Source organism: Streptomyces violaceus (assembly GCF_036014075.1).
In the GTDB taxonomy this organism is placed as follows: Bacteria; Actinomycetota; Actinomycetes; order Streptomycetales; family Streptomycetaceae; genus Streptomyces; species Streptomyces violaceus.
Genome location: NZ_CP107911.1, coordinates 5,113,852 through 5,131,760, shown reverse-complemented (window position 1 = coordinate 5,131,760; position 17,909 = coordinate 5,113,852). Strand labels below are relative to the sequence as shown.

Below are 17,909 nucleotides of genomic sequence, written 5' to 3'. Positions count from 1 at the left end.
ATGAACCAAGGCCATCACGTCGAACATTTTTGCCTCCCTTTGACCTTACGCTCACTTGTCGTGTTCACGCGATAGCGCCCACGATGAGCGCCGGGCTGATCCCTGGGAGGGCGCACATGAACGGTCTCGACTGGGCCGTGCTCATAGGCTATTTCGCCGTGATGGTCGCGATCGGCGTCTGGTCGCACAAACGCGTGGACAACGTCAGCGACTTCTTCACCGCCGGCGGCAAGATGCCGTGGTGGCTCTCCGGCATCTCCCACCACATGTCGGGCTACAGCGCGGTGATGTTCACCGGGTACGCGGGCATCGCCTACACCCACGGCGTCACGTCCTTCGTCACCTGGTCCTTCCCGATCGCCCTCGGCATCGCCATCGGGTCGAAGCTGTTCGCGCCGCGCATCAACCGCCTGCGCTCACGCCTCCAGGTGGCCTCCCCGCTGGAGTATCTGAAGAACCGTTACGACCTGAAGACGCAGCAGGCGCTGGCCTGGTCCGGCATGCTGCTGAAGATCGTCGACGTGGGCGCGAAGTGGGCGGCGATCGCGACGCTGCTGTCCGTCTTCACGGGGATCTCCCTCAACCAGGGCATCCTCATCACCGGTGCCATCACGGCGATCTACTGCACGATCGGCGGCCTGTGGGCGGACGCGCTGACCGAACTCGGCCAGTTCATCATCCAGTTGCTCGCCGGCATCGCCATGTTCGTCGCGGTGTTCGTACGGCTCGACGACCACGGCGGCTTCTTCGGAGTCTGGGACTCCCCCGAACTCCAGGGCCATGAGAAACCGCTGGTCGGCCCGTACGGCACGGTCTTCCTGCTCGCGTTCCTCTTCATCAAGCTCTTCGAGTACAACGGCGGCATGCTCAACCAGGCCCAGCGCTACATGGCCACGCCGAACGCGAAGGAGGCCGAGCGCTCGGCGCGGCTCTCGGCGATCCTGTGGCTGGTCTGGCCGCTGGTGCTGTTCTTCCCGATGTGGATGTCACCGCTGCTGGTCGAGTCGCAGAAGCAGGACGGCTCCGACTCCTACGCCCTGATGACCGAACAGCTCCTCCCGCACGGCCTGCTGGGCCTGGTCATCGTCGGCTTCTTCTCCCACACGATGGCCATGTGCTCCTCGGACGCCAACGCCATCGCGGCCGTGTTCACCCGGGACTGCGCGCCGGTGATCTGGGCCAGGGCGCGGTCGTGGAACCAGAGCCAGGGACTGCGGGTCGCCCGGATCGCGACGGTCGTCTTCCTCGGCCTGTCCATGGCGGCGGCGACACAGGTCGACTCCCCCGCGTTCAAGGACATCATCACCGTCGTCATCAAGTGGGTGGCCGGTCTGATGGGCCCGATGGCCATCCCGATGATGCTGGGCCTGCTGCGCGCGTTCCGCCGCTCCGGCCCGACGGCGGCTCTCGTCAGCTGGTCGATGGGCCTGTTCGCGTTCTGGCTGGTGAACTACCCGATCCACTGGAACGTCGAGGGCGGCGTCCCGCTCCAGTACCAGGTCTCGATACCGCTGGCGGTGTCCCTGGTCCTCTACATCCTCGTCGGTTACATCAAGCCGGAGGACACCCCGGAGCGGCTGGCGCTCATCGAGAAGATCAACACGGACGGGGACGGGGCGGCGGCAGCCGCGGTCCCGACGCCGGCCGGACCCTCCGACGACGTGGTGCGGACGACGACCAGGGATTGACCGCACCCCTCAGAGCCGGCCGCTCCATCCGGTCGGGGTCAACTCGGCCTCGACGGGGCGGCATGCGGTCAAGCCCATGCAAGGAAAAGGCAAAGCTGACGCAAAGGCTACCCATCGAGAGCCCGGACAGATGGGGCAAGATCGAACACATCTCCCGCCGTTCACTCTGTGACGGATGTTAATTTTCACCGCTGCTCTGACTTGACCACCAGAGCCACATAAATGAAAACAAACGGGAGAAAATGTGCGTAAGTTGGCAGTAGGCGCCCTCGCGGCTGGCCTCTTCGCCATGGGGGCGGGCACGGCATTCGCGGCCTCGTGGCACGACATTCCGACGCTCTCGACCGGCGGCGCGAAGTTCCACCACGGCCAGTACAAGTGGCACCCCGCAGGCGTGAACCACGGCGCCTTCGAGTGGAAGGGCCAGCTCCAGGACGCCGATCACGGTGACGGCCACAACGTGTACGTCCAGGTGAAGGTCGAGGGCTACGACTGGAACCGCTACAACGGCAAGCAGAAGAAGACCGTTCCCGTGGGCGCCTCCAACTGGGCGCCCCCGCAGCGCTACACCGACGACGCGTACATCCGCGTCTGCCGTGACAAGGGCTCGTTCAACCCGGACAACTGCTCGACCACCAAGCACTACCAGAGGTAAGCGCAACCACAGCTCCACGTACCGGGCCCAGGCTTATCTCCTGGGCCCGGTCGCTTCTTTGGGGGAAGCCATCAGTACGTCAGAAGTGCTGTCCGCCACGGGCATTGACCTCTCCTACGGCGAGCAGCCGGCTGTCAGTGACGCCCATCTCTCGATTTCCCGGGGGGAGGTCGCGGCCATCACCGGACAGAGCGGATCGGGAAAGTCCTCGCTGCTGTACTGCCTCGCGGGAGTGCTGCCTCCGGCGCGCGGACAGGTGAGGTTCGAAGGGCAGTCGCTCGGCGATCTCACCGACGACGAGATCAGTGAACTCCGCCGTGAACGCTTCGGCTTCGTCTTCCAGTACGGCGAACTGCTCCCGGAGCTGACCATCGAGGAGAACACCGCCCTGCCACTGCGCCTGGCCGGGCAGCGCAAGCGGCCCGCGCTCGCGGCCGCCGGCGAGGTCCTCACCCGGCTGGGACTCGGCGAGCTGCGCGAGCGCCGTCCGTCGCAGGTGTCAGGTGGTCAGAACCAACGCGTCGCCGTCGCACGGGCCCTGGTCCATCGCCCGGCCGTCGTGTTCGCCGACGAGCCGACCGGGTCACTGGACAGCGCCAACGCATCCGCCGTACTGAAGGAGTTCCTCGGCCTGGCGCGCTCGCAGGGCACTGCCGTCATCCTGGTCACCCATGACCCCACCGTCGCCGCACAGGCCGACAGCCACTACACGATGTCCGACGGAGTCCTCACCCCCCAGGGGGCGGTGTGAGGGAGTTCCTGCTCGGTCTGCGCCTGCTGTTCGGCGCGGGCCGGGGCAACCGCATACGCTTCTTCCTCATGGCGGCCGGCGGCTCCCTCGGGGTCTGCTGCCTCGCCCTCGTCCTCACCATCCCGCAGATCCTCGACGCGCACGACGGTCGGGCCGCCGCGCGCCAGCCGCGGACCACTTCCGCCCAGTCCGCGGGTTCCACCCTGCTCCTTCAGCGCACCGACCCCTACGGCTCCAAGGCGTTCACCCGGGTGTTCATCGCCAAGGGGACCGAGAACGCCGGCGCGGTCCCGCCAGGGCTGAAGGAACTCCCCGACCCTGGCCAGGTGGTCCTCTCTCCCCGCGCACACGACCTGCTGCGTGACCAGCCCGGCATCAAGGGACTCCTGCCAGGCCACGAGAAGGGTCTGGTCGGCGCGAGAGGGCTCGCCCATCCCGACGAGCTGTTCGCCTACATCGGCACGACACGTGACAAGATCGCCGACGATGGCCGCGCCCTGAAGGGCTGGGGATACGACTACGCCCCCTTCCCCGCCGTCGAACCCTCGACCCTGACCTACATCCGCTTCGCCCTCGGATCACTGGTCCTGCTCCCCCTCGGCATCTTCCTCTCCGTCTGTGCCCGGCTCTCCGCCGCCAGCCGGAACCGCCGCCTCGCCTCCCTGCGCCTGCTGGGCCTGAGCACCAAGGGCACCCAGCGGGTCAACGCCGCCGAAACCGTCGTCGCGGCCCTCCTCGGCGCGCTTCTCGGCCTCGGCGAGTACTGGGTCCTCAACCAGGTCATGACCCGGACCGGGCTGCCCAGTCTGAGGTGGTACCCGGCCGACGGCGCGCTGTCCGCGACGACCATCGCCGTCTGTCTGATCGGGTGCCCGCTCCTCGCCTGGTTCGTCGGCCGCGCCAGCGCACGCGAAGCCGCCGCCAATCCCCTGGCGGTACGCCGCACCGCCGCCCCCAAGCGCCCCACCAAGTGGGGCGGCCTGCTCCTGGTGACCGGCGTCGGTATCGTCGCCGGCTACTGCGCCACCGGCTTCACCGACCACCCCGCCAACAGCCTCGGCCCGAACGCCATCGTGATGCCGGCGGGCATTCTGCTGACGGGCCTGGGGCTGGTGCTGACGCTGCCCCTGATCTCCTACAGCATCGCCCGCAGGCTCGCGCGCACCACCCAGTCCCTCACCCTGAACCTGGCGATGCGCCGAAACGAGGTCGAGCCGGGCAGCACCATGCGCGTCGTCACCGGCCTCGTGCTGCTCGTCTTCTCCGCCTCCCTCGCCCAGGGCGTCCTCATCCAGCTGGAGCAGGTCACCCGGCCGTCCGCTCCCGTGCAGGACTACTCCGTCCCCCTGGCCTCGCTGACCACGCGACAGCAGCACGAAGTCGCCGACGTACCAGGGGTGCGCGCGCACGCGGTGACGATGATGTCCTGGACCGACCCCGACGGGTCCTCCGACCAGCCCTGGGCCAGCGCCGTTGTCGCCACCTGCGACCAGCTGACCAAACTGGTACGGCACTCCGAGGGCTGCGTGGACGGCAAGGTGATGCGGCTCAGCGACCCGAACGCGGGCACCGGCCAGGGCGCGCGCCCTGGTGACGCGCTCCCCTTCCGCCTGCCAAAGGGCGGTGGTGGCACGACCCTGACCATCACGCTTCCGCAGGACGAGATCACGTACAGCGCCTACGACCCGTCGGCGGTCCACGGAGCTGACGTGCTCATCCCGCCGTCGGCCATGCCCACCGCGGCCCGCCCGCAGGGGGCGCAGTACGTCCTCACCAGCAGCTCCGACCACGACAAGGTCCGCAAGGTCCTCGACGGTATCGCCGCCGTCGCCCCGACCGTCGCGGTCGAACCCATCGGCGTGAACATCGAGGGCCTCCAGCAGATCGCCGTCCTCGAGACCCTGCTCGCCGTCGGCATGATCATGGGTCTGGTCATCGGGACCGCGGCCTTCGTCGTCTCGGCGACCGACCGGGCGGTGGAGCGGCGCCCACAGGTCACCGCCGTCACGCTGATCGGAGCACGGGCGCGGACGATGCGAGCCGTGCAGTGCGTACAGGTCGTGCTCCCCCTGAGCGTCGGGCTCGTACTGGCGCTCGTGACGGGCAAGCTCGCCGAGTCCTGCTATCTGATCACCGGGGGCAGTGAGATCTACTGGGACTCCGCCGGTCTCCCTGTGCTCGCGCTCGCGGCAGCGGGCGTGGCGGCCGTGTCCGCCGTCGGCGCACTTCCGCTCGTAGGACGGCGCATCGACCCGGAACTGATCCGCCGCGACTGATCACGCGCGCTCAGCCGCCGACGGCTCACCGGCGGCGCGGGCTCAGGCCCTCGGATAGCGGGCGAGCCACCCCGGCGACGACCCCCCGGGCCCGTGCAGGGCGGGCCCCTGGGTCATCTCCATGGCGAAGTCGTCGGCCAGCTCCAGGACGGTGGGGCGGCCCTCCAGCTCGGCCAGCCAGGCCGGGGGGAGGGCCGTTTCCCCGTGCAGGGCCCCGAGCAGTCCGCCGGTCAGCGCGCCGGTGGCGGCGGACGGGCCGTCGTGGTTGACGGCGAGACACAGCCCGTGCCGGACGTCGGCGGCGACCAGGGCGCAGTACACGGCGGCGCCGACGAGGCTCTCCGCCGTACCGGCCCCGCACAGCTCGCTCACACGCTCCGGGCCGGGCATCCCCTGCCGTACGGCGCCCAGCGCGTGCTGGAGGGCGTCCGACACGGGCTGGTGCCCGGGCCGGGCGGCCAGCATCGCGAAGGCCCGCTGCACGGCACCGTCGATGCTCTCCCCGAGGGCGAGGGCATGCACGATCACGGCGTACGCACCCGCCGCGAGCGAGGCCGTGGGGTGACCGTGGGTCTGCGCCGCGCACTCGACGGCGAGCTGCGCGACCAGTTGCGGCTCCCATCCCACGAGCAGCCCGAACGGGGCGGACCGGGTGGCGGCCTCGGGCCCGGCCTCCCCGGGGTTCTTGGGGGTGTCCGGGGTGCCCATGATCTCGTCGCCGAGCCCGAGCAACAGGGCCTGGTGGGGATCCCGCCGCGCGTACAGCCACTCCTCCCGCGCGAGCCAGCCGTCGTCCTTGCGGCGCTCGTCGGGCCCCCAGTCCCGCTGGGTGGCGGCCCAGCGCAGGTAAGCCCGGTGCACATCGGTCGGCGGATGCCAGGCTCCGGTGTCCCGCCTCACCTGGGCCCGTATCAGCCCGTCCACGGAGAACAGGGTGAGCTGCGTGATGTGCGTGACGGCACCGCGTCTGCCGTAGGCGGGGGCCAGATCGACCAGCCCCTCGGCCCCGTGCGCCTCCCTGATCCCGTCGATCCCCAGCCCGTCCACGGGCGTGCCCAGCGCGTCCCCCACGGCCACGCCGAGCAGCGTCCCGCGCACCCGGCTGCGGAAGTCCTGCTGCTCCGTACGGCCCCAGACGGCGCCGGCAGTCGCACCCACCTTGACCTCCTAGGGACCGTCCATACGTACGACAGCTCAGCACTGTAATCGAACGGGGACGGTGGGTTCAGTGGGCGGAATACCGTCCTCACGGCCGGCTTACGGGCCGTCGCTCTGAGCACTCGAGACCTCGGACAGCTGTGCGAGGATCCCCGGGTGAATGATCTACACGCCCGCCCGGCCACCGAGGCCGACCTCTCCACTCTCGTCCGCCTCCGCGACGACGCGGCCCGCTGGATGCTGACCCGTGGCATCACCGGGCAGTGGCAGCCCGGAGAGCTCGACGAGGACCACTTCCGCCGGGTCATGGCCCAGGGCGAGGTCTGGCTCGCGGAGGCCGACGGGCACGTCGCCGGCGCCTGGGAACTGTGGTGGGAGGACGAGGCCGCCTGGGGTCCGCAGCCGCCCGTGGCCGGATACGTGCACCGGCTCATGGTGAACCGGAACACCGCCCCGCCCGGGACGGGGCGGCGGCTGCTGGAGGCCGCGGAACGCCGCGTGTCCGCTGCGGGCCGAACCCACGTACGCCTGGACTGCCTGGCCGGCAACGCCCAGCTCACCGCCTACTACCGGGACGCCGGCTACCGGATAGTGGGCCACAAGGAAGGCAAGCCGCAGCCGGGCGGGACACCCAAGTCCTTCACGCTGCTGGAGAAGGAACTCGGGCGGGCCGGTTCTCAAGTCTCTGGCGCGGCGAACGGCCGGGTCATGACCGGCCGCGATCCGGCTCCTCGAAGTCGCGCGTGACGGCCTCCGGGTCGTCGGGGGAGCGCAACAGCGCCCCCGAACCCGTCGCGCCCAGATCATGGCGCATCGCTTCCCTCGCGGCAGCGATCAGAGACCAGATGCCGTGCTGTGCCTCAGCGGCCAAGTGCAGGGATTCACCGGGTCGCGGGGTCCCCTCCAGGCGTTTGACCTGCCCGTAGACTGAGTTCAGGGCTCCGTTCACTTCCCCGGCCGGGCCTATCACCGCATCCGGCGCGATCATCAGCGCCTCGGACCAGCGGTCGCGGTAGGTGTCCTTGGCCGCCTCCAGCGCCCGTACGTCCTCGTCACCCGGCGCACGATCCCGCAGGACGTACAGATGACGGCTGAGCGCCGTGCAGAACTGTCGTGCGTCGCGGTGCAGTTCCGTGTAGCAGCGGCGCCGCAGCTCCTGGTTCTCCCGCGCATCCTGGAGCGCCTGGGTCATCTCCAGCTCGCGCCGCTTCGCCTTCTCGGCGCCCCGCTGGGTCAGCAACGCGGCTCCGAGCGTCCCCGCCACACCGGCCACGGCTATCAAGACCGCCCCCACGTCCATCCGATCACCCTAGATCGAACGGCCTGCCATGTCGCCGTGCCCCAGCGCCAGTTCGGCCCACACCGTCTTCGCGCCGGCCGGTGCGTTCGTCACGCCCCAGCGGTCCGCGTAGGCCTCGACGATGCGCAAGCCCCTGCCGCCCTCCGCCTCCTCCTCTCCCGGGTCCGGGATGCGGGGGATCCGGTCTCCCCGGGCGTCCGTGACCTCGATACGGAGCGTGCGGTCGGCGTGCAGTTTCAGGCGCAGCCGGAGGTCTCTGCCCAGAACCCGTCCATGCCGTACGGCGTTGGACGCCAGCTCCGCCACCACCTGCGCGGCAGCGTCGTACGGCTCATCCCACGCGTCGAGTTGGCGTTCGGTGAGCAGGCGGGCCAGTCGAGCACCTCTTCGAGTAGCGGACAACTGCACTGCGAAGTGCCGCGTGAAGAGCGGGAGGTGCGTGGGGGATTTCTGACTCATGTCACCCAGCGTGGTCGTCCATCCCTACTCTGAACAGCAATGACCTCGGTACGGAGGGTGACTGTCCGGACGCGTTGCGGGGTCGTACGGGTCGTACGTCAGGAGGGGAAGCGTGGAGGACGAGGAAGCGGCGGCCGTGCTCAGGGCGGTCGGGCGGCAGATCAGGATGTGGCGCGAGGCTGCCGGGTTGAGGCAGGCGGAGTTGGGGGCGGCCATCGGCTACGGGGAGGAGATGGTCTCGTCGGTGGAGCGGGCGCGGCGGGTTCCGAAGCCCGACTTCCTCGACAAGGCCGATGAGGTCCTCAACGCCGGCGGCAAGCTCTCCGCGATGAAGGAGGACGTGGAGAAGGCTCGGTATCCGAAGAAGGTGAGAGACCTGGCCAAGCTGGAGGACGAGGCCGTCGAACTCGGGGCCTACGACAACCACCAGATCCACGGACTGCTCCAGACACCGGAGTACGCCCAGGCGTTGTACGCCATGAGGCGGCCGGCCTTCACGGAGGACGAGATCGAGCGGCACGTCGCCGCGCGCATGGCACGGAAGGCCGTGTTCGATCGCGAACCGCGACCGCTCATCACGTTTGTCCAGGAAGAGTCGACGCTGCGGAGGCCGATTGGGGGCAGAATGGTGCTCCGCCAACAGCTCGAACACCTGTTGGAGGTCGCCAAGTTGCGGCATGTGTCGATCCAGGTCATGCCGACGGACCGGGAGGACCACGCGGGTATGGCAGGTCCGTTCCGGGTGCTGAAGCTCCAGGAGGGCAAGACCCTGGGGCACTTCGAGGCGCAGCTGCACAATCGCGTGATCAGCGACCCCCGGGACGCCCAGATCCTCGACATGCGCTATGGAATGATCCGGGCGCAGGCCCTCTCTCCCCGAGAGTCCCTGGCCTTCATTGAGAAAGTTCTGGGAGAAGAGACGTGACCGCTGAACTCAACTGGTTCAAGAGCAGTTACAGCAGCAATGACGGCCCCGACTGCGTCGAGGTCGCCATATCCCCCGCCCATCACCCCGCCATCCGCATCCGCGACTCCAAGAACAAGGACGGCGCACGTCTGGCGTTCACCGACGACGCCTGGGCCCAGTTCCTGGGGTTCGCGGAGGGTTGCTGCGACGCCCGGTGATGTCGGCCCGCCGTGAGGGCGCGGCTGCCAACCTTCACGGCTTGTCGTCTGCCTCTTGCGGCCTCCACGCTTCAGCTACCGTGCTGGCCCAGCCGACCATGGCGTCGTTCTCCAAGCCGTCGTTATCGGGCTTCAAGGCATGGTCACAGCCGTGCCCGGCATGCTCGATCGACACCCCGTTCCATGGGAACGCCGGCCACCACGGCGATTCCCAGCCACCGTTGCCGCCGAGAACCCAGAAGGTGACGAGGTCCCGCTTACTTTCTGTCAGCCAGTCGAAGGTACTGCGGTGAGTGAGTGGGCGCCGATCCTGAGCGATATCGGCGCCCTTACACGTCATCATCTGACGGGACGACTCCGGCCGGTTCTCGGCCTCCACACGGTCTGCCCTCGCGACAGCGACGTCCACTGAGATCCGGTACAGGGAGTAGTCCATTTTTCGAGGGGCACGCGCGACCAGGGTGGCGTGAAGTTCTTCATCAGGGCCGATCCAAGCGTAGTCCTCGCCCACGGGTCCGACTTGAATCTGCCTGGGGCTCGAGTAGGCGGTGCCCGGGCTTACCCTCGCCGCGGAACCATAGTTCCCGCCGACGATCGCCTCGTACTCCGATCCATGTTCCGGGTCGTTTTCAAACTTTCCCAGCATCGTCCCAGTGATCTCGTACAGCGACGTGAGCATCGTTACAGGCGTCTTACCCTTGTTCTCGACCGTGATCTCCACGGTGAGCTCGACGCCGTGGTCCCGCATTTCGATGCTCTCGATGCTCGCCTCCGCCTGCACGACCGGCTTTTCCTGGGACGGCTCGTAAAGGGCGGCATACCAGAACTGTGGGACGGTGAAGGAAGCCGCCAAGACGGCACCTCCCGCTGCGATTACCGCGCCCCTCACTGTCGACCATGCCTGTCTGTCGGCTGAGGTCACCGGAGGCGAAGGCGGAGGGGGCGGCGGCTCGGGAGTCTCTCGGACGTCCCCCAGCACAAGGCACACGGTCAAGAGCAGCGTACTGATCACGACCGTTGCGGTCATGACGAGAACGGGCTGGAATACGAATTCGGACTGAACGCGATAGATGATCCAGCTATTGATCACGATCACGGCCAGATCCGCGGAGAGTAGTGCCCTCCGGCGCCGGCGGGCAGGTGTTCCGGCGGCGAGAGCAACGATACAACTGCCGACGATGATAATTGCAGCTACGGTGAGGAAAACTCCGATCATCTTCGCACTGAGATCCAGACCGCCATAGGTATCAGCGAGGCCGACGCAGCCGAGCAACAAGCCATAGAGCAGCAGGACGACGCGTCCGCGGCTATGGATGCGCCGGTAAAGCCATCGCATGACGGTGTCGTACCTGGAAGCCAAGCGATGCGGCAGCCTGGCGGGGAGGCTCCCGGGCGCCCCCGCATCCCCGTCGTCGGAGTTCCCCGGCGTGCCGGGAGCAGGAACAGGACTGCCACTAGCGGTCATTCATCCCCCCAAGAAATCCCACGCGATGGTAGGTGCCCGAAATTCCAACATGTTACGCCTTTACGGCGTGATCACTGGATTTACGACACCTTGGGCATGCCTACGTACAGCGCTGACCGCACTCTCTGACACCCGTCTCCTCGCCGCCCGGGCCCAACTCCCGTAGCAGGAATGGCTATCGTGCACACCGGCCGCTCGGGGAGAATGATCGGCATGGCCACCTCCCCAACTTCACGCGGCATGCTGCCTCTTGCCGCCATGCTGCTCACCGCGACCATCGCCCTCTACATGACTCTCGTCGCCTTCGGGAACATCACCGACTTCGGCACCAACCAGCAGTTCGTCCGGCATGTGCTGGCCATGGACACCACGTTCAAGGACGAGGACCTGATGTGGCGGGCCATCACGAGCGAGACGCTTCAGGACGCCGCCTACATCGCGATCATCGCGTGGGAGACCGTCGCCGCGTTCGTCCTCATAGTCGGGAGCTGGCTGTGGGCCAGACGTGATCAGCGGCGTGCGCGGCAGTTGTCGACGTACGGGCTGCTGATGGTGATGCTGCTGTTCGGGGCCGGGTTCATCGGGATCGGCGGCGAGTGGTTCTCGATGTGGCAGTCGAAGAGCTGGAACGGGCTGGACGCGGCGACCCGTGTCTTCCTGTTCAGCGGTGTCGTGCTGATCGTCAACCAGCTGCCGGCCCCGCGGACGGAAACGTCCTCTACCTGACCACGGCTTCTACTTGACCACAGTCACCGTCGTACCAACCGTGCCGAACGCCCACAGTGCCGTGCCGTCCGCCTTCCGCATCCGGACTCCGCCCGTCTTCGCGCCGGAGGCGGCGGGCGGCGGTGAGGCGCCGTCGACCGCGTTGGAGAAGGCGACGGAGACGCCTGACTTCGCGGCGAAGTACAGGATGTGCTCGATCTGGACGCCGTCCGAGCCGGTCGTGCCCTCATTGCGCGACGACACCGTGTACGAGCCGGGGTCGGGGCTGACCGTGCCCGGCCACACGGCGAACGTACGGCGGCTCCCCTCGCTCGCGTCGACCAGCCACACCCGCTTCTCGCCGAGGGAGTAGACGACGCGCCGGCCGGTGCCGGAGCCGTCGGGCACCCGGGTCGGTGCGGACGCGGAGGGGGTGGGCCGCACACCCGCCGACGCCGCGCTGCTCGGCTTGGCCGACGTGGCGGTGGGGTGCGGGCCCCGGTCCGCCTGCACGGCCAGGACCGTCACCGCGGCTATCGCTCCCACGGTCAGGCCGGTCGTCCAGGCCCACGAAGGAAGTCGGGCAGGCACGGCACGCATCTCCTAGGTCACGGGACCCCGCAAACCGGGGTTCCGATCATCGTACTGCGAGCGCGCCCCTCCCCCGGCGGCCTCAGGGGGTCTTGCGGACCGGTACCGGGCCGGTGCCGGCGCCATGGGCGGTGTAGTGCGGCGCGCGGGCGGGAGCCGGGTAGGAGAGGTGCACGAGCCGGGACTGCTCCTGCCGCATGTGCATGAGTGACTCGAGGATGTAGCCCACGAGCAGGACGAGGGCGGCGATCGTCATGATGGCGGCGGCGAGGATGGCCGTGGGGACACGGGGCACGGTGCCCGTCTCGATGAAGTCGGCGATGACGGGGATGCCGAGGATGACCGAGACCAGGGCCAGCACGCCCGCGATCACGGTGTGGACGAGCGAGGGGCGCTCGCGCCGCGCCAGGTCGAGGATGACCCGCAGGATGCGCCAGCCGTCCCGGTAGGTGCGCAGTTTGCTCTCGCCGCCCGCGGGCCGGACCCGGTAGTCCACGACGACCTCCGCGGTGGGGAGGCGCAGATGCAGGGCGTGGATCGTCATCTCGGTTTCCGTCTCGAACTCCCTCGCCAGCGCCGGGAAGGACTTCACGAAGCGCCGCGAGAAGACCCGGTAGCCGCTGAGCATGTCGGTCACGTCGTTGCCGAACAGGGACCGTACGGCTCCGGTGAGCAGCTTGTTGCCGACCGCGTGTCCCGCCCGGTAGGCCCCGTCGACCGTCACCCGGCGGGCGCCCACGACCTGGTCGTAGGGCCCTTCGAAGAGCAGGTCCACCAGGTCCCGGGCGCGTGCGGCGTCGTAGGTGTCGTCGCCGTCGATGAGGAGCAGGGCATCGGCGTCGACATCGGCGAAGGCGCGCCGGATGACATTGCCCTTGCCCTTGCGGGGCTCCTCCCGGACGATCGCGCCCGCTTCCCGGGCGATCTCCACGGTGCGGTCGGTGGAGGCGTTGTCGTACACGTAGACGACGGCCTCGGGGAGGGCCGTCCGCAGGTCGCGAACCACCTTGCCGATGGACGCCTCCTCGTTGTGACACGGCACGACACACGCGATCGTCGGTTCCACGACCACTCCTCAGTCAGAGCGATTCATCACACAGTACGAAATCATGCGATATGAGCGTGCCTGAGCGGTGAGGGCGCGCCGGGTCGTTAGGCTCGCCGTGTGCCGGTCCTCGCATCTGTGACGCTGCGTGCGCGTGACGCCATCAAGGGCATCTGGCGCGAGGCCGCCAAGTTCGGTGTCGTCGGGGCCCTGGCCTTCGTCGTCGACAACGGCGGCTACAACCTCCTCGTCTTCGGCCTGCCCGGCGGTGCGCGGGGCGGGCCGATGAGCGCCTCCCCCGTCCAGGCGTCCGTTCTCGCGACTGCCGCTGCCGCGCTCTTCAGCTGGGCCGGGAACCGCTACTGGACCTACCGCCACCAGCACGGCGAGAGGGTGACCCGCGAACTCGCCCTGTTCCTCGTGGCCAACGGCGTGGGGCTCGCCATCACCGCGGGCACGGTCTTCGCCTCCCGGCAGCTGCTAGGGCTCGACTCGGCGCTCAGTGACAACACCGCCCGCATCTTCGGCTGGGTGCTCGCGACCCTGTTCCGCTTCTACGCCTATCGGCGGTACGTCTTCGTCGCACCTTGAACCCGTACTGTCCGATTGAAGCCTTACCATCCGGCATATGGGACAAAAGGGATGGACGTGGCGGCCGCAGCAACTATGGCTCTGGGCACTGGGCGCCGTCGCCGCGGTCTGCTGTCTGGCCACGATCCTCGTCTTCGCCCCCGGGTACCTGAGTCCCGACAGCCTCGACCAGCTCCGCCAGGCGGAGGGCAAGCTGCCCCTGACGGACTGGCACCCGCCCGTGCTGAGCCTGGTGTGGCGTGCGCTGATCGCCGTGACCGGCTCGATCGCCTCCATGCTCGTCCTCCAGTCCGTTCTCTTCTGGGGGGCGCTCTGGGTGCTGGCCCGGTGCGTCGGGGCGCTGACCGGGAGCCGCGCCGGTTCGTTCGCCGTGCTCGGCCTGGGGCTGACTCCCTTCGTGCTGACGTTCGTCGGGGTGGTGTGGAAGGACGTCCACACGGCGTTCGCGCTGCTCGCCGCGTGCGCGGTCGCGTTCACCGGGCTGCGGCTGCGGGACAGCGAGCTTCGTCGTCCCGCCCTGCGGTGGGGGCTGCTCGGGCTGGGCGTGCTGTTCCTCGCGTACGCCATGCTGGTGCGCAAGAACGCCTTCTTCGCCGCGATCCCCGTCTTCGTCATGCTGGTCCTCGCGCTGTGGCGCGCTCCCGGACGCCGTACGTGGGTGACGTGCACGGCGGCACTCGTGGCCGCCCTGGTCGTGCCGGCCGCCGCCATCTCCCTGTTCGCCCGGCCCCTGGAGACGAAGCAGGGCGCGCAGATCATGCTCGACGACCTGGTCCACGTCCTGAGGGTGGACGAACTCCGGTCGGCGGACGTGTCACCCGACCTCAGGGACCGGCTCGTGTCCGCCGCCGAGGAGTGCGGACGCGTCGGCGCCCTGTCGGACGCCTACTGGGCCTGTTACGCGCGCCCGGCGGACGGACTGCGCGGGGACTCGGGCGAGATCACGTCCCTGTGGCTGGGCGAGATGAGCGGGCATGTGCCGCGGTATGTCCAGTACCGGCTGCGGCTCTTCGCGAGTCTGCTGTTCGAGACCGGCTACGTCTACAAAGCGGGGATCACCCGCAACGACCTGGGCGTCGAGGTGGCGCATCCCCGGCTCGAGGACACGCTCGGCACGTATGTGGGCGGCATGGCCCGGGACCTGCCGTGGCTGTTCCGCGGCTGGTTCTGGCTCGCCATGGCGCTCGTGCTGGCCGTCCGCCCCGGCACGGGCCTGCTCTCGATGCCGGTCCGGGCGCTGGGCATCAGCTCGGCGGCCTACATCCTCGGCTATCTGCCGATCATGCCCGCGACGGACTTCCGCTACATCTACTGGCCGGCGATCGCCTGCTCCCTGGGCCTGCTGCTGCTCTGGCTGGGCCGGGGCACGCCCGCCCCGCCACCGGCGGCCCCCGGCGCCCCGGCCGACCGCGCCCTGACGGCGCATCAGCCGGCGGACGCCGGGGGCCACTGAATCCTCAGCCCGGTACCGGCAGCCCGGTACGGCAGGCCAGCACCCGCAGCCCAGTACCGTCAGTCCAGTACCGGCAGCAGCTCCGGCAGATGCCCGTCCGACGCCTGTGCCGCCTGCTGCCGCTCCTGCGGGACGTCTCCGTAGAGGGTGTTCCGGGGCTTCGAGGGGCGGCCCGCGGCGTCGGCCACCGCGATGAGGTCCTTGACCGACTTGTACGAGCCGTACGACGAGCCCGCCATACGGGAGATCGTCTCCTCCATGAGCGTGCCCCCGAGGTCGTTCGCGCCTGAGCGGAGCATCTCGGCCGCGCCCTCGGTGCCCAGCTTCACCCAGCTGGTCTGGATGTTGGGGATGTGCGGGTGCAGCAGCAGCCGGGCCATGGCCGTGACCGCGCGGTTGTCCCGCATGGTCGGGCCCGGGCGGGCGATCCCCGCCAGGTACACCGGCGCGTTGGTGTGCACGAACGGCAGCGTCACGAACTCGGTGAAACCGCCCGTGCGCTGCTGGATGCCCGCGAGGGTGCGCAGATGCCCGAGCCAGTGGCGGGGCTGGTCGACATGGCCGTACATCATCGTCGAGGACGACCGGATGCCCAGCTCGTGCGCCGTGCTCACGACCTCGATCCAGTCCGCCGCGGGCAGCTTGCCCTTGGTCAGGATCCAGCGGACCTCGTCGTCGAGGATCTCGGCGGCCGTGCCCGGGATGGTGTCCAGGCCCGCCTCCTTGGCGGCGGTCAGCCACTCCCGGATGGACATGCCGGTGCGGGTCGCGCCGTTGACCACCTCCATCGGCGAGAAGGCGTGCACATGCATGCCCGGGACGCGTTCCTTCACCGCCCGCGCGATGTCGAAGTACGCCGTGCCGGGCAGGTCCGGGTGGATGCCGCCCTGCATGCACACCTCCACCGCGCCGACGTCCCAGGCCTGCTGCGCCCGGTCGGCGACCTGGTCCAGGGAGAGGGTGTAGGCGTCGGCGTCCGTGCGGCGCTGGGCGAAGGCGCAGAAGCGGCAGCCCGTGTAGCAGACGTTGGTGAAGTTGATGTTGCGGGTGACGATGTAGGTGACGTCGTCACCGACGGCCGACTTCCGTACGTCGTCGGCGATGCGCGCGAGGGCGTCCAGCGCCGGCCCGTCCGCGTGCAGCAGGGCCAGCGCCTCGTCGTCGGTGAGCCTCGTGGGGTCGTCGGCCGCGGTGCGCAGGGCCTCGCGCACGTCGGTGTCGATGCGCTGCGGTGCCATGCCGGGGGCGGCGGCCTCGCGCAGGGCGCCCCAGTCGCCGTACACCTCGTCGAAGTCGTCCCGGCGGTCGGAGGTACGGCCCTCGGTGTCGATCGCGGAGTGCAGGTCGGTGCGGCCTGACGCCGTGAACACCTCCTCCGGCTCCTGCCACGGCAGGCCCCGCGGAAGGGCGTCGGGGCGGGCCAGCCCGGTCTCCGGGTCGGCCAGCGCGGCCACGTGCGGGCGCAGCCGCGGGTCCAGCCAGGGCTCGCCGCGCCGCACGAACTCCGGGTACACGCACAGACGCTCCCGCAGTTCGAAGCCGGCCGCCCGGGACTTCTCGGCGAGCTGCTCGATCTGCGGCCACGGGCGCTCGGGGTTGACGTGGTCGATGGTCAGCGGGGACACCCCGCCCCAGTCGTCGATGCCGGCCCCGATCAGCCGCTCGTACTCGTCGTCGACGAGGTTGGGCGGGGCCTGGATGCAGCCCGACGGGCCCATGAGCAGCCGGGCGACGGCCACCGTGGCGACCAGCTCGTCCAGTTCCGCGTCCGGCATGCCGCGCATCGCGGTGTCCGGCTTGGCGCGGAAGTTCTGGATGATCAGCTCCTGGACGCCGTGGTAGGCCCGGGTCACCTTCCGCAGCGCGAACAGCGACTCGGCGCGCTCCTCGTAGGTCTCCCCGATGCCTATGAGAACCCCGGAGGTGAAGGGGACGGAGGACCGCCCGGCGTCCTCCAGGACGCGCAGGCGCACGGCCGGTTCCTTGTCGGGAGAGCCGTGGTGGGGGCCGCCCGGCTCGGACCAGAGCCGGGTCGCGGTCGTCTCCAGCATCATGCCCATGCTGGGCGCCACCGGCTTCAGGCGCTGGAAGTCGGTCCAGCTCATGACGCCCGGGTTCAGATGGGGCAGCAGGCCCGTCTCCTCCAGGATCCGGATGGAGATGGCCCGTACGTAGGCGAGGGTGTCGTCGTAGCCGTGCGCGTCGAGCCACTCGCGCGCCTCGGGCCAGCGGTCCTCGGGCTTGTCGCCGAGGGTGATGAGGGCTTCCTTGCAGCCCAGGGCGGCGCCCTTGCGGGCGATGTCCAGGACCTCGTCCGGGGACATGAACATGCCGTGCCCGTCGCGGCGCAGCTTGCCGGGGACGGTGACGAAGGTGCAGTAGTGGCACTTGTCCCGGCACAGCCGGGTCAGGGGGATGAAGACGCTCTTGGAGTACGTGATGACGCCGGGCCGGCCGGCTGCCTCGAGGCCGGCGTCCCGGACCCGGGCGGCCGAGGCCGACAGGTCCTCCAGATGCCCGCCCCGGGCCTGGAGCAGCACCGCCGCCTCGGCGACATCGAGGGAGACGCCGTCCCTGGCCCGTTTCAGGGCGCGACGCATGGAGTTCTCGGTGGGGCCCGTTCCGGAGGTCGCGGAAGTCGTCATCC

At 69.3% G+C, this 17,909-nt stretch carries 17 protein-coding genes; 10 read left to right on the top strand and 7 right to left on the bottom strand.

Annotation, left to right across the window (positions count from 1 at the left end; all coding sequences use genetic code 11):
* The first annotated feature begins 116 nt into the window (after nt 1-116).
* From OG542_RS23255 to OG542_RS23240, 4 genes are all read left to right on the top strand, one after another.
* On the top strand, nt 117-1,688 hold the full coding sequence (locus tag OG542_RS23255) for a sodium:solute symporter family protein (RefSeq protein ID WP_328413519.1): 1,572 nt from the start codon (nt 117-119) through the stop codon (nt 1,686-1,688).
* Nucleotides 1,689-1,932: 244 nt separating this feature from the next.
* Complete coding sequence (locus OG542_RS23250) at nt 1,933-2,343, top strand: hypothetical protein (protein ID WP_311126231.1); 411 nt, start codon at nt 1,933-1,935, stop codon at nt 2,341-2,343.
* An 85-nt stretch (nt 2,344-2,428) separates the two neighbouring features.
* Nucleotides 2,429-3,094: an ABC transporter ATP-binding protein gene (locus OG542_RS23245; RefSeq protein WP_328413518.1), complete on the top strand. Its 666-nt coding sequence runs from the start codon at nt 2,429-2,431 to the stop codon at nt 3,092-3,094.
* Nucleotides 3,091-5,370, top strand: coding sequence for an FtsX-like permease family protein (locus tag OG542_RS23240; RefSeq protein ID WP_328413517.1), 2,280 nt, complete (start codon nt 3,091-3,093; stop codon nt 5,368-5,370). Before OG542_RS23245 ends, OG542_RS23240 begins: the two co-directional genes overlap by 4 nt.
* A 42-nt stretch (nt 5,371-5,412) precedes the next feature.
* Here OG542_RS23240 and OG542_RS23235 read toward each other — a convergent pair whose 3' ends face one another.
* A complete protein-coding gene (locus tag OG542_RS23235; protein WP_328413516.1) occupies nt 5,413-6,528 on the bottom strand; it encodes an ADP-ribosylglycohydrolase family protein in 1,116 nt (371 codons plus the stop codon).
* Between the two features lie 156 nt (nt 6,529-6,684).
* On the opposite strand from OG542_RS23235, the gene OG542_RS23230 reads away from it, so the two are divergent.
* A complete protein-coding gene (locus OG542_RS23230; RefSeq protein WP_328413515.1) occupies nt 6,685-7,275 on the top strand; it encodes a GNAT family N-acetyltransferase in 591 nt (196 codons plus the stop codon).
* Here the strand turns inward: OG542_RS23230 and OG542_RS23225 are convergent.
* Nucleotides 7,235-7,828, bottom strand: coding sequence for a hypothetical protein (locus tag OG542_RS23225; protein WP_328413514.1), 594 nt, complete (start codon nt 7,826-7,828; stop codon nt 7,235-7,237). The genes OG542_RS23230 and OG542_RS23225 overlap by 41 nt on opposite strands.
* A gap of 9 nt (nt 7,829-7,837) precedes the next feature.
* On the bottom strand, nt 7,838-8,287 hold the full coding sequence (locus tag OG542_RS23220) for an ATP-binding protein (RefSeq protein WP_328413513.1): 450 nt from the start codon (nt 8,285-8,287) through the stop codon (nt 7,838-7,840).
* A gap of 112 nt (nt 8,288-8,399) precedes the next feature.
* Here OG542_RS23220 and OG542_RS23215 point away from each other — a divergent pair, with 112 nt between their 5' ends.
* Together OG542_RS23215 and OG542_RS23210 are read left to right on the top strand one after the other, a co-directional pair.
* Nucleotides 8,400-9,212, top strand: a complete 813-nt coding sequence (locus tag OG542_RS23215; protein WP_328413512.1) for a helix-turn-helix domain-containing protein — start codon at nt 8,400-8,402, stop codon at nt 9,210-9,212.
* Complete coding sequence (locus tag OG542_RS23210; protein ID WP_328413511.1) at nt 9,209-9,412, top strand: DUF397 domain-containing protein; 204 nt, start codon at nt 9,209-9,211, stop codon at nt 9,410-9,412. The genes OG542_RS23215 and OG542_RS23210 overlap by 4 nt, the downstream gene beginning before the upstream one ends.
* A gap of 34 nt (nt 9,413-9,446) precedes the next feature.
* On the opposite strand, the gene OG542_RS23205 is transcribed toward OG542_RS23210, so the two are convergent.
* Complete coding sequence (locus OG542_RS23205) at nt 9,447-10,748, bottom strand: hypothetical protein (protein ID WP_328413510.1); 1,302 nt, start codon at nt 10,746-10,748, stop codon at nt 9,447-9,449.
* Nucleotides 10,749-11,090: 342 nt separating this feature from the next.
* Here OG542_RS23205 and OG542_RS23200 point away from each other — a divergent pair, with 342 nt between their 5' ends.
* A complete protein-coding gene (locus tag OG542_RS23200) occupies nt 11,091-11,603 on the top strand; it encodes a DUF2165 domain-containing protein (protein ID WP_328413509.1) in 513 nt (170 codons plus the stop codon).
* Between the two features lie 9 nt (nt 11,604-11,612).
* On the opposite strand, the gene OG542_RS23195 is transcribed toward OG542_RS23200, so the two are convergent.
* Together OG542_RS23195 and OG542_RS23190 are read right to left on the bottom strand one after the other, a co-directional pair.
* Entirely contained in the window at nt 11,613-12,182 is a 570-nt protein-coding gene (locus OG542_RS23195) for a hypothetical protein (RefSeq protein ID WP_328413508.1), read from the bottom strand.
* Nucleotides 12,183-12,255: 73 nt separating this feature from the next.
* The gene (locus tag OG542_RS23190; RefSeq protein WP_328413507.1) at nt 12,256-13,245 is read right to left on the bottom strand and encodes a glycosyltransferase family 2 protein; all 990 of its coding nucleotides are present in this window, start codon (nt 13,243-13,245) and stop codon (nt 12,256-12,258) included.
* A gap of 93 nt (nt 13,246-13,338) precedes the next feature.
* On the opposite strand from OG542_RS23190, the gene OG542_RS23185 reads away from it, so the two are divergent.
* Entirely contained in the window at nt 13,339-13,809 is a 471-nt protein-coding gene (locus OG542_RS23185; RefSeq protein WP_328413506.1) for a GtrA family protein, read from the top strand.
* Between the two features lie 37 nt (nt 13,810-13,846).
* The gene (locus OG542_RS23180; RefSeq protein WP_328413505.1) at nt 13,847-15,262 is read left to right on the top strand and encodes a hypothetical protein; all 1,416 of its coding nucleotides are present in this window, start codon (nt 13,847-13,849) and stop codon (nt 15,260-15,262) included.
* Between the two features lie 59 nt (nt 15,263-15,321).
* Here OG542_RS23180 and OG542_RS23175 read toward each other — a convergent pair whose 3' ends face one another.
* Nucleotides 15,322-17,907, bottom strand: a complete 2,586-nt coding sequence (locus OG542_RS23175) for a bifunctional FO biosynthesis protein CofGH (RefSeq protein WP_328413504.1) — start codon at nt 17,905-17,907, stop codon at nt 15,322-15,324.
* Nucleotides 17,908-17,909 lie beyond the last annotated feature (2 nt).